General features: G+C 51.3%; 11 protein-coding genes. 2 read left to right on the forward strand and 9 right to left on the reverse strand.

Features of this window, described 5'->3' with window-relative positions; genetic code table 11:
- Positions 1–81: 81 nt before the first annotated feature.
- Complete coding sequence (locus B212_RS0121480; protein ID WP_036669833.1) at positions 82–1,269, reverse strand: UDP-N-acetylglucosamine--LPS N-acetylglucosamine transferase; 1,188 nt, start codon at positions 1,267–1,269, stop codon at positions 82–84.
- A 433-nt stretch (positions 1,270–1,702) separates the two neighbouring features.
- On the opposite strand from B212_RS0121480, the gene B212_RS0121485 reads away from it, so the two are divergent.
- Together B212_RS0121485 and B212_RS0121490 are read left to right on the forward strand one after the other, a co-directional pair.
- A complete protein-coding gene (locus B212_RS0121485; RefSeq protein WP_019913155.1) occupies positions 1,703–2,752 on the forward strand; it encodes an ATP-binding protein in 1,050 nt (349 codons plus the stop codon).
- Between the two features lie 29 nt (positions 2,753–2,781).
- Positions 2,782–3,486, forward strand: coding sequence for a class I SAM-dependent methyltransferase (locus tag B212_RS0121490; protein WP_019913156.1), 705 nt, complete (start codon positions 2,782–2,784; stop codon positions 3,484–3,486).
- A gap of 237 nt (positions 3,487–3,723) precedes the next feature.
- Here the strand turns inward: B212_RS0121490 and B212_RS35500 are convergent, their stop codons facing one another.
- From B212_RS35500 to hutH, 8 genes are all read right to left on the reverse strand, one after another.
- Complete coding sequence (locus B212_RS35500; protein WP_232231499.1) at positions 3,724–4,020, reverse strand: YidC/Oxa1 family membrane protein insertase; 297 nt, start codon at positions 4,018–4,020, stop codon at positions 3,724–3,726.
- A complete protein-coding gene (gene yidC / locus B212_RS32100) occupies positions 4,002–4,562 on the reverse strand; it encodes a membrane protein insertase YidC (protein WP_232231500.1) in 561 nt (186 codons plus the stop codon). Before yidC ends, B212_RS35500 begins: the two co-directional genes overlap by 19 nt.
- A 368-nt stretch (positions 4,563–4,930) precedes the next feature.
- Complete coding sequence (locus B212_RS0121500) at positions 4,931–5,923, reverse strand: hypothetical protein (protein ID WP_019913157.1); 993 nt, start codon at positions 5,921–5,923, stop codon at positions 4,931–4,933.
- A 211-nt stretch (positions 5,924–6,134) separates the two neighbouring features.
- Positions 6,135–7,457, reverse strand: coding sequence for an amidohydrolase family protein (locus B212_RS0121505; RefSeq protein WP_019913158.1), 1,323 nt, complete (start codon positions 7,455–7,457; stop codon positions 6,135–6,137).
- A 13-nt stretch (positions 7,458–7,470) separates the two neighbouring features.
- Complete coding sequence (locus B212_RS0121510) at positions 7,471–8,922, reverse strand: hydantoinase/carbamoylase family amidase (RefSeq protein WP_019913159.1); 1,452 nt, start codon at positions 8,920–8,922, stop codon at positions 7,471–7,473.
- The gene (hutI, locus tag B212_RS0121515; RefSeq protein ID WP_019913160.1) at positions 8,919–10,196 is read right to left on the reverse strand and encodes an imidazolonepropionase; all 1,278 of its coding nucleotides are present in this window, start codon (positions 10,194–10,196) and stop codon (positions 8,919–8,921) included. The genes B212_RS0121510 and hutI overlap by 4 nt, the downstream gene beginning before the upstream one ends.
- A gap of 1 nt (position 10,197) precedes the next feature.
- Positions 10,198–11,877: a urocanate hydratase gene (hutU, locus tag B212_RS0121520; RefSeq protein WP_019913161.1), complete on the reverse strand. Its 1,680-nt coding sequence runs from the start codon at positions 11,875–11,877 to the stop codon at positions 10,198–10,200.
- A 229-nt stretch (positions 11,878–12,106) separates the two neighbouring features.
- On the reverse strand, positions 12,107–13,660 hold the full coding sequence (hutH, locus tag B212_RS0121525) for a histidine ammonia-lyase (protein ID WP_019913162.1): 1,554 nt from the start codon (positions 13,658–13,660) through the stop codon (positions 12,107–12,109).
- Between the last annotated feature and the right edge of the window lie 40 nt (positions 13,661–13,700).

The raw sequence follows: 13,700 nt of genomic DNA on the forward strand, positions 1-13,700 counted from the left end.
GCTTTTAATTTTTTTCAATACTAAACCTAGTTAAATGTTTTGTCAACGGCAATGAATACAATGGAAAGAATCCGGTGCCGATTAATTTGCCATTTGTCCGGCCAGTCGCGGCTCCTTCATCTGTTCATGATCCGGCACAGAGCCGGATGCCGGCTGCAGCAATTGCATTACCGTCTGTGCGCAGCGTTCCGGCTTGTAGACAGGCTGCGGATTCAGTCTTTTTACTTTCCCGCAGCCGCTGCTCCCCGCGCTTTCGCCCGCAACCCGGTGGAACCATATGTCCAATGCATCCCCGGAAGCCAGCACTTCACCATATCCGCTTTTGACAAAATATTCGCAGTTTTTGGTTTCCTGCCCGGGCAGGGATTCAAAAAACAGCATCGGCAGCCCCTTAACCAACCCTTCGGTACAGGTCATACCGCCTGGCTTGGTAATCAGCAGGTCGGCTGCATCCATCCATTTGCTGATCTCGCGGGTATACCCGAGCACGATGATGTTGGGATGGTCAAAACGGGGATCATTCCGCAGCTTGGCGGCCAGTTTAGCGTTGCTTCCCACACAGCATACGATCTGCACACGCTCCTTCCAGGCGGCAAACCTGGCAATGAAATCCTCTTTGAATAACAGTCCCCAGCCGCCCCCCATCACAAACACGGTAGGCATATCCTTGATGGCCAGTTCTTTTCTTACAGTCTGTTTGTCCCGGACGTTCCAGAAATCGGGGTGCACCGGAATGCCCGTCGCCTGAACAGCTTCCGGCTTAATGCCGCGCTCGATCAGTAAAGCGCGCACTTCCGGCGCGGATACGAGGTAGTGATCCACTCCGGGCGTAATCCATGAACTGTGCGCATCATAATCGGTAATCACCGTGTAGAGCGGAATGTCCATGCCGGACCTCTTCAGCCTGGAAATGATTGCGCTGGGAATGGGATGCGTACAGATGATCAGGTCGGGCTGCAACTGTTCTATGATCTGGGCCGTTTGATGATAGAACATTGTGTGCAGCGCCATCCAGGAGAAGCGACCGACCGGCTTTTCAGATTTCATGCGGTACATCATGCCGACCAGGGCCGGACTTGTATTCACAGCCGTTCGATATGCGGACAAAATTAAAGGAGCCGCGGTAGGATTTAAAAAAGAGCCCAGCTCCATCACCTTCGTTCGAATGTTCCGGTCCATCTTTTTTAATCCGGCAGCCAGAGCGTAACCAGCCTGAGTATGACCGCTTCCGAATCCCTCCGAGAGAATCAGCACTCTTGTTTTGCGCATCGTTATCATCTGCTCCTTATTATCCGCCGCCAATCGGGCAGCCTCATTTTTCCGTCAACCAACTCTTTTTCAAGTTTATTCCTTCTGCAGCGCAAACAAAATGGTCTGCGGACTGGTCCCGCGGCTGGACTTAAGTCGGGGAGGAGGACGGAACGCATCTTTAGCCGTACAGATGATCATCCGTACGGCTAATATCGTTTGACTCTCCTGCAAAGCTTTTTGGCAGCGATGTTATCGGATTTAATGTTGATTTTTTTCTTTTTGAAGTGTCATTTTCTTTTTCTGGAGTATGTAATTATCATATTTATTTACATACGTTTAATTACGTAATATAATAATTACGTAATACCGTAATAACATTACAAGTAAAGGTTGGTGACCCCAAATCGTATCTCGTGACTTAAGTAGTGAAATTGATTTACTGAAAAAGCAAATGGCGGACCTTCAACAAGTAGTTCATCAGTTTCTTTTAGAACGAAAACCAGCAATGAATCTTCCTGAGACTAAACATAAAGATTCAGTTAATGAGGAAATTGACCCAAGTGCTATTTTTTATTCCGGTCATCTTTATCTAAACGGACAACGGGTTAGATGGGAACCGCAAGAACGCCGAATGCAACAATTACTTGGAATAAACAGCGAGAAAGCCGCAAAAGTTCTAGCTGCACTTGGCAATAAGCAACGATTAGACATATTAAGATCTGTTCTTAATGAACCTCTTTCTGGCTCAGAACTTGTTGACCGTTTAAACATGGGTACAACTGGTCAACTTTACCATCATCTGAAGGCGTTACTAGGGGCAGATCTATTAGTCCAAGAACCCGGTGGAAAGTATGCCTTTCCTTCTCACCGTTGCCTTCCGCTTCTTTTGTTGTTAGCGTCTGTCGGTGACTTGCTGGATACCAGTGACTATATCGACATGATGGAAACACGTAATAATGCGGGGATGTATTTGGGGACACAACAGGACTTCGATATGCATCACCTTCTTTGGGCAGTTGTAGAAAACTCAATACTTGAGCATAAAGCAGGACAGTGCAGTGAAGTTGACATCTTCCTACATGGTGATGGAAGTGTCACTATTACGGATAACGGAAGAGGCATACCTGTTGGAGCACTTCCTGACACAGATATACCAGTTGTCCAATCTATTCTAACTGACGTCGATCGGTTTAATAGTAATGCGCCATTTCAAGTTCCTGGAGCCGAAAAGGGTATAAGCATTGCAGTAGTTAATGCACTTTCACTGAAACTCACAGTTGAAATTCGCCGTGACGGCAAGATTTTCCGGCAAGAATATAGGCATGGTGTTCCTCAGTCTGGTTTAATGACAGTGGGAATATCTAATGAATCCGGTACAAGTGTTACTTTTATGCCGGAACATGATTTGTTTGGAGTAGGTTTCGACCGTAGCAGACTGGATTTACGAAAAAATGAACTCACAACCGCTTACCCAAGTCTCTCCATCAATATTCATGATTAAAGCATATTCAAAAGGAGGAATAATTATCTATGACTACTGCTGAATCTATCCATAGTGTAGAGGATATTCTAAATATGCTTGACTCCTTCTTTAGAGAAGAAGGACAGTGGTGGGATAAATTTTATTCAGACAGAAATAAAGGCATCCCTTTTTTTGTAACCGCACCTGATGAAAACTTAGTTCAATACTTTCATCAAGGACGTATCTTAACTGGAAGGGTTCTTGAATTAGGCTGTGGGGCTGGTAGAAATGCTATCTATATGGCTAAACATGGTTGCTTCGTTGATGCCATAGATATTTCTCAAGAAGCAATACACTGGGGAATAGAACGCGCTAAAACAGCTAATGTTGATATTAATTTTCTTTGCCAAAATATTTTCGACCTCAAAATTGAGTCGGAAATCTACGACTTTATTTATGACAGTGGATGTTTCCATCATATTTTACCGCATCGTAGAGTTAGCTTCCTCAATATGGTGATCAAAAGCCTGAAGCCGGGCGGGTATTTCGCCTTAACATGCTTTGCATTAGGAGACATGGGTGCAGACATGACGGATTGGGAAGTATATCGACAACGAAGCCTAAAAGGCGGATTAGGTTATACCGAAGAAAAAATTAAAGCCATCTTTAAGGACTTTGAATTAATTGAAATTAGACGTATGCAAAAAATCGAACAACCTAGCTCATTATTTGGTGAATCCTTCTTATTGACAGCGTTATTCAGGAAGAATTAACTTAAAACCCGAGCTATACTGGTCCACATGCTGCTTCGGCAAGGAGCGATTATAATAGCCGGGTACATATTTGTTAGTGATTACCTGAACGCCTTCCCTCTCAGGCCCCGTGAAAATAGAGCTTACCCCCCGGTCCGCACGTAATTCAAGGTATATATCTTAATAAAAAACAAGGCATTTGAGGTCGCGCCTCGGATGCCTTGTTGTTAGTATTGTTGTATGACTGGTTCAACTTTATTAATCTTCTACACCGATGGGTAGGTTTTTACCCGCTACATTTGGCTTCTTGTACAATTTATTGAGTAAGATTGTTTGCACGATAATGAATATGCCGCCAACCGCCCAATATAACGGTAACGCGGCGGGCATCTGAAAAGCAAATATACCCATCATGACCGGTGACAACAATCCGATAAAAGCCATTTGGTTATTTTGATTTTGCTGATTCTGCGCTGAAACGGATTGAGACACGCGGAACTGAACGTAATACACTGCAGCGGCAATAAGCGGTAAAATCATATCTGTTTTGCCCAAGCTGAACCACAGAAAATCGTGAGCTGCAATCTCTGGGGTACGACAAGGGCGTAGTAAAATGCGAGGGTGATCGGCCATTGGAGAAGCATTGGTAAACATCCCATGTTTAAGGGATTAAATTGATGCTTCTGGTAGAGCTGCATCATCTCGTCTTGCTGCTGTTTTTTTGCATCGCTGCTTACGTCGTCCTTATACTTCTCCTTAAGTGCAGTTAACTCCGGCTGAAGGACGGCCATCTTTTCTTTCATATCCATTTGTTTCTTGGTTTGATTCATCATAAGCGGCATGATCGCAAGTCTGATGATGAAGGTCATCAGCACGATTGATAATCCGTAGTTTCCGTGAAATGCATTCGCAAAGAATTGGATCAAGAGTGAAAAGGGATAAATAAAAAAGTGGTTAAGTATCCCTGGTGAATCGGCATTAATCGAGTTGGATTGGGCTGCTGCCGAACACCCGCTGAGCACAATGATCGGAATAATCCCAATCAACATAACGAGAATGGGCTTCGCCCATTTTTGGAGCAATACAATCTTTTTCATCGTTGTCCTCCCTAATTGAAAGTATGGAATATCAATGTAGGGAAGGACCATCGTCGTCTTCATCAGGCGCTTCTCTTCGTCTGACGGTACGTACTATCCACCGCTGAATACTGCTCGGTTGCGACAGTCTGACAGCCACAAACCAAGTTGAACCGGCTGCAGCAATTTCATGATTCCAGTGTATCTTCTGTAAGGAAATATAGGTGTATGGAATTAACACTATAGAAGAGATGAGAGCGATTGTGAATGCCAATTGAATCAAATCATAAATATGCTCCAGTCAAGTTCACCTCCGTAAGAGCCGTATGGGAAAAATTTGAATATTGATTATACGTCACAAAAACTGTGTGGTTTCACTAACCTGCCTGTTACCACGCTTTCTTCAATGTAAATAGAATATAGATCGTATCAATTTTATGGGATTCTTCCAATACCCACGAGGTTTGGGTTAAAATTCGCTGCAACCCCTCAAGCCCAAGATATCGGATTTGCACGCCAATAAACTCTGTAAAGCCCAGGTATCCCGGATTTACATGCACCCTGTCGAAAATTAATGAACCCGTGACCCGGGCATCCGCCGGGGAGTTGATAAAGAAATGGTTTAAATTTTCAATGATAGCTGAATCCGAACCGTACTCAAAAAGACCGCCTTCCGATGAACAGAGCTGAATCCAGCCGGAACGTTCTAAACTCAGCTTTAGCAGCGCCTCCGGTTGGCTCCAGTCATAATGAACAGTATTGAGGGTAATATCCAGACCATGGAAGCGCTCCCCGGGCTGCTGCAAAACGTCGATGCACCGTTTAGCATAATTGGGGCCGTAGAGATCAATGTCTAAGATGTTGATCTCAATTTTCCGTCTCTTGAGTAATTCCGGGTCACATTCCTGAATTAGAATCAGGGTGTTAATGCTGTCGGTGGCAGCCCCTCCAGCGATATTGAAGAAGCAAAGATTCCGTTCAGGGAATTGCTTGAGCTGAGGCAGCAAATTTTTCGACTGAAGCCGGCATAAATCCCTCAGCCTGATCCGAAGTCCCATGAAAGAGGTTTGCTTCACCGCCCACTTGTCCCGGAAGCCTAATTTTATCTCCCGGCTTAAGCCGGAGCCAAGCTTATACAGCAAAGTACGCATGCCGCTGAGGTAGGAATTGTCCACATTCGACATTTTCACAAAGAGGTTTCGGATAAAGCCAGGCATCTTCTTTAATGCTTCAATGCTCCGGGCTGACTTGAGGCAGCTTAAATGATATGCCTGTTCATCAATACTTGCGTTGAAAAGGGGATGAGTAATATCCAGGACCGGTAATTGAATTTCATCGTCGAAAGCCGCATAGAGAATTCGTTGATTATGATTTGCATTCATGGTTTTCAACTTCACCTCACGTGAACGGATTTTCAGTAGGCCGGATTACCAAGCTTTATCCGTAGTATAAAGGATACTGGCGTATGCATTACCCGTCTGATGATGGATTTATCCCTCCATCCTGAGACCGAAAAAGAACAGCAAAAAACGAAGAAGCACCCCTTACGGCTACTCCTTCGTCTGCTCTTCGCATTGACCTCAGGTCCAAGCCTCAGGCCAGATTATCCCACTTCTCAAACAGCCGGTCCACACGTCCACCGATGGCGGACTCGGATACAGTTAATAGTTTGCCGTGCTCGAAGACGATTTTCCCGCCTACAACTACTGTTGTTACGGCTCCGGGCTGCATGGCATATACCATGTTGGCGAACAGCTCTTTTTTAGGGGCCAGGGAAAGATCCTGCATATCCAGTGCGGCAAAATCGGCATGCTGCCCGGCTTCAATCGACCCGATTGGCATCCGCAGGATGTCGCCGGCGCTGGAGGTTCCCATCCGGTAGACCTGTTCGGCGGTGATGCAGGTGCCGTCCAAGCGGCTGACTTTTTGCAAAAGCGCACACATCCGCATCTCCTCATACACGCTGATCCGGTTGTTGCTGCAGCCCCCGTCCGTTCCAAGGGTCACTCTGACCCCTGCCTGAAGCAGATCGGGTATCCGGGTCACTCCATCTGCCAGGAACATGTTGCTGGATGGACAGTACGCCAGTGAGCCGCGTCTGCGGCCGATCAGTTCAATCTCGGAATTCTCCAGCCATACCAAATGAATCGCAATCATCCGCTCGTCGAGCACACCCAGCGAGTCCAGATAATGCACAGGCCGAAGCCCGTAATCGTGCAAAATCTCCTCTACCTCGAACATTTCCTCGGCTACATGGATGTGGTAGGGTGTATCCAGCTCCACCGCCAGCCGGTGACCCGCCTGGATCATCTCCGGCGAAGCCGCATGCGGACTGTGGGGTGCCGGGTGAATGGTGACCATAGGATTTCCCTGATATTTTTTGGCAAGTGACCGCGTACGCTCCACCGCTTCGGGCACCGTCTCCCGATAAGACAGCGGCGCACCAGCCCAATCGTACATCGTGCGGGCAAAAACCAGGCGAATACCCAGATCGCCCGCCGCCCGAATGACTGCTTCGTCATAGGCAGTGCCGCCGTTATGCACGTAGAAGAAATCACACACCGTTGTCACTCCGTACCGCAGCATTTCCCCAAAAGCGAGCAAAGCCCCGGTATAAATAGCCTCTTCATCCAAAAGCGGTGAATACCGGTACAGCGCCTGATCCCGCCATTCCAGAAAGGGCTTATCGACTGCAATCCCGCGCAGCAGACTCTGAAAGGAATGATTGTGCGAATTAACGGTGCCGGGCACGATGGCTTTGCCCTCCCATTGGATCTGCCGGGCATCCGGGTAACGCTGCATTAATTCGTCGCGGCCGCCCACATCCGCAATCTTCCCGTTTTCCACTAGTAAAGCGTAGTTCATCTTAAATTCTCCCTGCGTGTACACCGCATCCGCTGAGTATAAATCGCGCAATGACTTTGTCCCCCTAACGATTCAATTCTTGATCCAGTGTGAGAATGGACTGCAGCAATACGTTGCCAACCTTCTCAATATCCTCAATCCGGCTTTCCTCTTCAGGACAGTGGCTTTTGCCGCCCAGGCTGGGCACGAACAGCATTCCCGCTCTCGTCAGAGAAGCCATATGTGTAGCATCGTGACCGGCCATGCTGCCAAGCTTCAGGCTGCTGTAATCCAGCTTCGCCGCCTGTCCGGCACACAAATCAATGACCAGGGAATCCATCGGCTCAGGGTTTTGATCCAGAATCAGGCGGCGTTCCAGGCGCAGGCCGCGGCTATCCGCAATGGACAAGGCAAGCTTCCCCCAGTTCTCCAGCACCTCCTGAATTTGTGCGCGCTGCTCCCCTCTGATCTCCAGATGAAATTGGACCTTTTCCGGGATAATATTCGCCGCATTCGGTTCATTGCTGATCCGGCCAATCGTGCCCACCACTTCATCCGCCGGATGGTTCCGGCAGACGGCTTCAAAGGCCAGCATAATTTCGGAAGCGCCCATCAGCGCATCCTTGCGGTCGCCCATCAAGGTTGTGCCCGCATGATTGGCTTCGCCCACGACAGTGATCTCTTCACGGTAAATGCCGGTTATTGCCGTTACGACCCCTGCGGGGATATTGCGGTCAAGCAGTCTTTTTCCTTGTTCAATATGAACCTCGAGAAAAGCCGCCAGCTCCTCCGGCCTCCGCCGCGCAGCATCAAAATGCTCAGGATCACCGCCCGCCTGGCGCAGCGCCTCTGTTAGCAGCTCGCCCTGATTATTGCGGACACCCGCAAGGTCCTTCTGCCCCAGCTTCCCCGCCACCGCCCTGCTGCCAAAAGTGGACAGCCCGAACGGATTCGGCTCCTCAGCACTGAAGGACACCAGCTCCAGAGGGTGGCGGGTAACGACCTTATGTTCCTCCAGTACGGCCATGACCTCCAATGCCAGCAGCACACCCAGCGCGCCATCGTATTTGCCCCCGTTCGGAACGGTATCAATATGGGAGCCGAACGCGATCACGGGGAGGGTGGCAGCAAAGGTATGGGGGAATGAATTGCCGCCTGGATGGACTGAATTCGCTGAACTGTCCGAAGCACGTGTAACGTCCGGAAACTCTAGAGCTGTTGAGCTATCCAAGGCATCTGACAAGTCCGGATTACCTTGAGCAACTGAACCATCCAAGGCGTCTACCTCGCCTGACCCCTTCCTCACAGCCCAAATATTTGCCGCTGCATCCACCCTGACAGCCAAATGCAAACGGAGCAGCTCCGCTTTGAGCCATTCCCGCGCGGCAAGCTCAGCCGCAGTAAACGTAGTGCGATCCAGTCCGCCTGTAGCCTCATTCAGTCCGAACAGCCCTAACTCCCGGAGGTTGCCCTGAAGCCGGGAAACATTGATCCGCAGTTGATCATAGGGCAGCTCATCCTTCCGCAGCTCATTCATCCCTGTACCCTCCTTCCGCCCTGAATAACGGCTTCTCCCTTTTTAAGCACGGTATCCACCAGATTAACTGCATAGTGATACTGCAAATAGAGATAGTTAGGTGCGTCGAACATCACAAGGTCGGCCTGCTTGCCGACTTCGATGCTGCCGATCGTGCCGGCCCGGCCAATGGCATGAGCGGCATTGATCGTGCAAGCTGCCAGCACCTCTGCTGGTGTCATCTTCATCGTTAAGCAGGCCAGATTCATAATAAAAGGCAGCGATTCCGTTGGCGATGAGCCGGGATTCCGGTCCGTCGATAATGCGACAGGGACTCCGGCAGCGATCATCGCCCGGGCATTGGCAGGCTGGGCCATCAGGAAAAAGGCTGTGCCCGGCAGAAGAACAGCGATCACCCCGGCCTCTGCCATCTGCTGAATGCCCGCTTCGGAGGCATGCAGCAGATGGTCCGCCGATACGGCTCCAAGCTCAGCCGCCAGCTCCGCTCCACCGTAGGACACCAACTCGTCGGCGTGGATTTTGGACTTCAGCCCCCACTTTTGCCCAGCCAGCAAAATGTCCCGGGACTGCTCCACGGTGAACACACCCTCTTCACAGAATACGTCGCAGAACTCCGCCAAGCCCTGCCGGGCCACCGCCGGGATCATCTCCCCGATAATGGTTCGGACAAAAGCATCCGCGTCCCCTTTATACTCCACAGGCACAGCATGAGCGCCCATAAACGTTGACACCAAATCTATAGGATGGGAAGCGTTCAGACGCTGCGCTACCCGCAACTGCTTCATTTCCTCCTCCAGCCGCAAGCCGTACCCACTCTTAGCTTCGATGGTCGTTACGCCATATTCGAGAAAACGGTCCAGCCGTTTCACGGTTTCGGCCATCAACTGCTCCTCCGTCGCTTCACGGGTACGCTCAGTTGAATAGAGAATTCCGCCGCCGGCATTCAAAATATCCATGTATTTAGCACCCTGAAGGCGCATATTCAGCTCAAACTCTCTTGAACCGGCAAACACGACATGGGTATGGGGATCAATCAGCCCCGGAGTGATTGTTTTGCCTTCAGCGGACAGTACTGTAACTTCCCGGTCACCGGAGTGCTCCGCCACATAACGGCAGGCCTCTTCGCTGCTGCCCACGAAGGTGAAGACTCCCTCTTCAATGACGATGCCTCCGTCCTCGATCAGATCAAGCTCCTCCATCTCCTTGCCCGTTTTCGGCTTTGTGCTGGCTCCGGCAAGAGTGGCAATCTGGGCTGCGCTATGAATGTAGATCATGTTATAACTCCTTTTCCGGCCCGCCCAGCATGGGCATGCGGATTCCTTTGGACCGTGCCGTCTCTACGGCAAGCGGATATCCGGCATCCGCATGGCGGACAACCCCCATGCCGGGATCTGAGGTCAGCACCCGCGTAAGCCTGGCTTCCGCCTCTTTCGTTCCGTCTGCCACAACCACCATCCCGGCATGCTGGGAATATCCCATCCCTACTCCCCCGCCGTGGTGAAGCGATACCCAACTGGCACCTGCCGCTGTATTGACCATCGCATTCAGGAGCGGCCAGTCGGACACGGCATCGCTGCCGTCCCGCATAGCCTCGGTCTCCCGGTTCGGAGAAGCCACCGACCCCGCGTCCAGATGATCCCTGCCAATCACAATAGGTGCAGACAGTTCCCCCGAAGCCACCATGTCATTGATAATCCGGCCAAATCTTGCCCGTTCGCCATAACCAAGCCAGCAAATGCGGGCCGGAAGCCCTTGGAAGGAAACCTTCTCCTGAGCGAGGCGTATCCAGCGCTGCAGACCTTCATTCTCAGGGAACTCCCGCATTATCGCAGCATCGGTTTTATAAATATCCTCAGGATCGCCGGACAACGCCACCCAGCGGAAGGGTCCCTTCCCTTCGCAAAATTGCGGGCGGATATAGGCGGGCACAAAGCCGGGGAAGTCAAAAGCCTGCTGTACGCCTTCATCATAGGCAACCTGACGGATGTTGTTGCCGTAGTCAAAGGTAACTGCCCCTTTGCTTTGCAATGCAAGCATGGCTTCGACGTGACGGGCAATGCTCTTTTTCGCCAAGGCAACGTATTCCAGCGGGTTCTCTGCCCGTAGCTGTCGGCCTGTCTCAACGGAAAACCCGGCCGGTATATACCCGTTCAGCGGATCATGGGCCGAGGTCTGATCGGTCAGGATATCCGGCACAAAACCCTGGGCAAGCATGCGCGGCAGCAGCTCCGCCGCATTGCCCAGGAGGCCGATGGAGAGCGGACGCCCTTCGCTTTTGGCGGCTTCAGCCTTGGCTAAGGCCTCTTCCAGCGTCTCAACCAGGATGTCGCAATACCGGGACTGGATGCGTTTCTCGATCCGGGTCCGGTCCACATCAATGCCGATGAACACCCCGTCGTTCATGGTTACGGCCAGCGGCTGCGCGCCACCCATTCCGCCAAGGCCGGCACTAAGGGTAATCGTTCCTTTGAGCGTGCCGCCGAAATGCTGTCTGGCGCATTCCGCAAAGGTCTCATAGGTCCCCTGCACAATTCCTTGCGTCCCAATATAAATCCAGCTTCCGGCGGTCATTTGCCCGTACATCATCAGCCCTTTCCGGTCCAGCTCGTGAAAGGTCTCCCAGTTCGCCCAGGCTGGAACCAGGTTGGAATTCGCAATCAGCACCCGCGGGGCATCCTGATGTGTGCGGAAGATGGCCACCGGCTTGCCGGATTGGATCAGCAGGGTCTCGTTGTCCTCCAGCGTTTGCAGCGAGTGTACGATAGCATCAAAGCTCTCCCAGTTGCGCGCAGCCTTGCCGATTCCGCCATAGACAACCAGCCGCGCGGGATGCTCCGCCACTTCGGGATCGAGATTGTTCATCAGCATGCGCAGCGCCGCTTCCTGTACCCAGCCTTTCGTATTTAGCTGATTCCCCCTTGGCGCGCGGACGACTCTTGCTTCGTGTATGCTCATATTCGTTGATCTCCCTTCGGTTAGGTGATGGAAAGCTGAACTTGAGGATTTCCATATCGGTTGTAGTCGTAACTGCGGTGATGTTTGGACTTCCGGCCGCTGTTGTCTCCAGATTTCTTGATTTATACTGCTTGCAGCAGTTGAAATCCGGAGACAAAGGCGGACTCTAACGCTCCTACAGTTCCAAAATCCCCTCCGTTACTCCAACCCTTTTGTTATTTTTTCAACCTCAGCTTTTATAGGTATGAAAAGGCACAAGTGCAAATAACTCCTCCAGCACACCCGGCTCCTTCATCCACTCCGCAATAACAGCGAAGTCGCCGGAGAGGACCCGGTCCGCATCTACAAAAGCAACCTGCTCCCGGCAGCGGTCATACAGCCATTTCGTTCCCTGGCCGGGCTGCTGCGGACTTCTGAAGTCGATGGCCTGCGCCCCGCACAGCAGCTCAATCGCCAGTACGGCATAGGCATTATCCACAATCTGCTTCGCTTTCCGCGCGCCAATCGTGCCCATGCTCACATGATCCTCCTGGTTGCCGGAAGAAGGGATGGAATCCACACTGGCGGGATGGGCCAGCGATTTATTCTCCGACACCACAGCCGCCGCCGCATATTGCGCGATCATGAAGCCGGACTGCAGGCCGCCGTTCTTCGCCAGAAACGGAGGCAGGCCTTCGTTCAAATGCGGATTAACCATCCGCTCAATCCGGCGCTCGGAGATATTCGCCAGCTCCGCAGCGCTGATGGACAAATGGTCCATCGCCAGCGCAATCGGCTGCCCGTGGAAGTTGCCGCCGGAGATCACCTTCTCCTCATCAGGGAAGATCAGCGGATTGTCCGTCGCCGAGTTGATCTCAATCTCCAGCTTTTCCGCAATATAAGCCAGAGCATCGCGGCTCGCACCATGCACCTGCGGCGTACAGCGCAGCGAATAGGCATCCTGCACTCTAAGTTCCCCCTGATGGGTCATGAGTCTGCTGCCGGCGGTCAAATGACGGATATTATCGGCCACCTGCTTCTGCCCTTTATGCGGACGGACAATATGCGTTGCCGGATCAAAAGCTTCCTTAACCGCACGCAGCGCCTCACACGTCAACGCTGCTGCGCAATCGGCCCAGTTCGCCAGATTCAGCGCATCCCAGCAGGCCAGCGTGCCGACTGCAGTCATTACCTGCGTGCCGTTGATCAGGGCCAGCCCTTCCTTGGCCTCCAGCACAATTGGCGTAAGCCCCGCCTTCGCCAGTGCCCCGGCACCGGGCATACGCTGACCTTGGTAATAGGCCTCCCCCTCGCCAATCAGAACAAGCACCATATGCGATAGTGGAGCCAGGTCGCCGCTCGCGCCCAAGGAGCCTTTTTCGGGGATCACCGGTACTACGTTGCGATTAAGCATTTCCACCATTAGCCGGATAACCTCCAGGCGAATGCCGGAATAGCCGAGGGACAGAGCGTTGATTCTTAATAAAAGGATGGCGCGGACGACATCCTCGGGCAGCGGTGCGCCAATGCCGCAGCTATGGCTGCGAATCAGATTGAGCTGCAGCGCCTTCGTATCCTCCGGGGAGATGTACGTATCGCTGAATTTTCCGAAGCCTGTGGTTAAGCCGTACACTACTTTTTTCTCCTGCAGGAGCTTCTCCACATATTTGCGCGTATGATTGACCTTTCGGCAGCTTTCCTCAGCTAGATCCACATTTTTGTAATGACGGGCTACCTGGACAACTTCCTCAATCGTTAAGGAATTCCCATGAATGATTACGGATTGATTGGCTATTTCTAACATGAGCCTCACCTGCTTTACGAGTAATAGAAAAAGCCCATAC

This window comes from Paenibacillus sp. HW567, assembly GCF_000374185.1.
Lineage (GTDB): Bacteria > Bacillota > Bacilli > Paenibacillales > Paenibacillaceae > Paenibacillus_AQ.

Coding starts and splice junctions, on each gene's coding strand:
- B212_RS0121485 (WP_019913155.1), top strand. CDS start 1,703: ATGGCGGACCTTCAACAAGTAGTTCATCAGTTTCTTTTAGAACGAAAA.
- hutU (WP_019913161.1), bottom strand. CDS start 11,877: ATGAGCATACACGAAGCAAGAGTCGTCCGCGCGCCAAGGGGGAATCAG.
- B212_RS0121500 (WP_019913157.1), bottom strand. CDS start 5,923: ATGAATGCAAATCATAATCAACGAATTCTCTATGCGGCTTTCGACGAT.
- B212_RS0121510 (WP_019913159.1), bottom strand. CDS start 8,922: ATGAATGAGCTGCGGAAGGATGAGCTGCCCTATGATCAACTGCGGATC.
- hutI (WP_019913160.1), bottom strand. CDS start 10,196: ATGATCTACATTCATAGCGCAGCCCAGATTGCCACTCTTGCCGGAGCC.
- B212_RS0121490 (WP_019913156.1), top strand. CDS start 2,782: ATGACTACTGCTGAATCTATCCATAGTGTAGAGGATATTCTAAATATG.
- hutH (WP_019913162.1), bottom strand. CDS start 13,660: ATGTTAGAAATAGCCAATCAATCCGTAATCATTCATGGGAATTCCTTA.
- B212_RS0121480 (WP_036669833.1), bottom strand. CDS start 1,269: ATGCGCAAAACAAGAGTGCTGATTCTCTCGGAGGGATTCGGAAGCGGT.
- yidC (WP_232231500.1), bottom strand. CDS start 4,562: ATGAAAAAGATTGTATTGCTCCAAAAATGGGCGAAGCCCATTCTCGTT.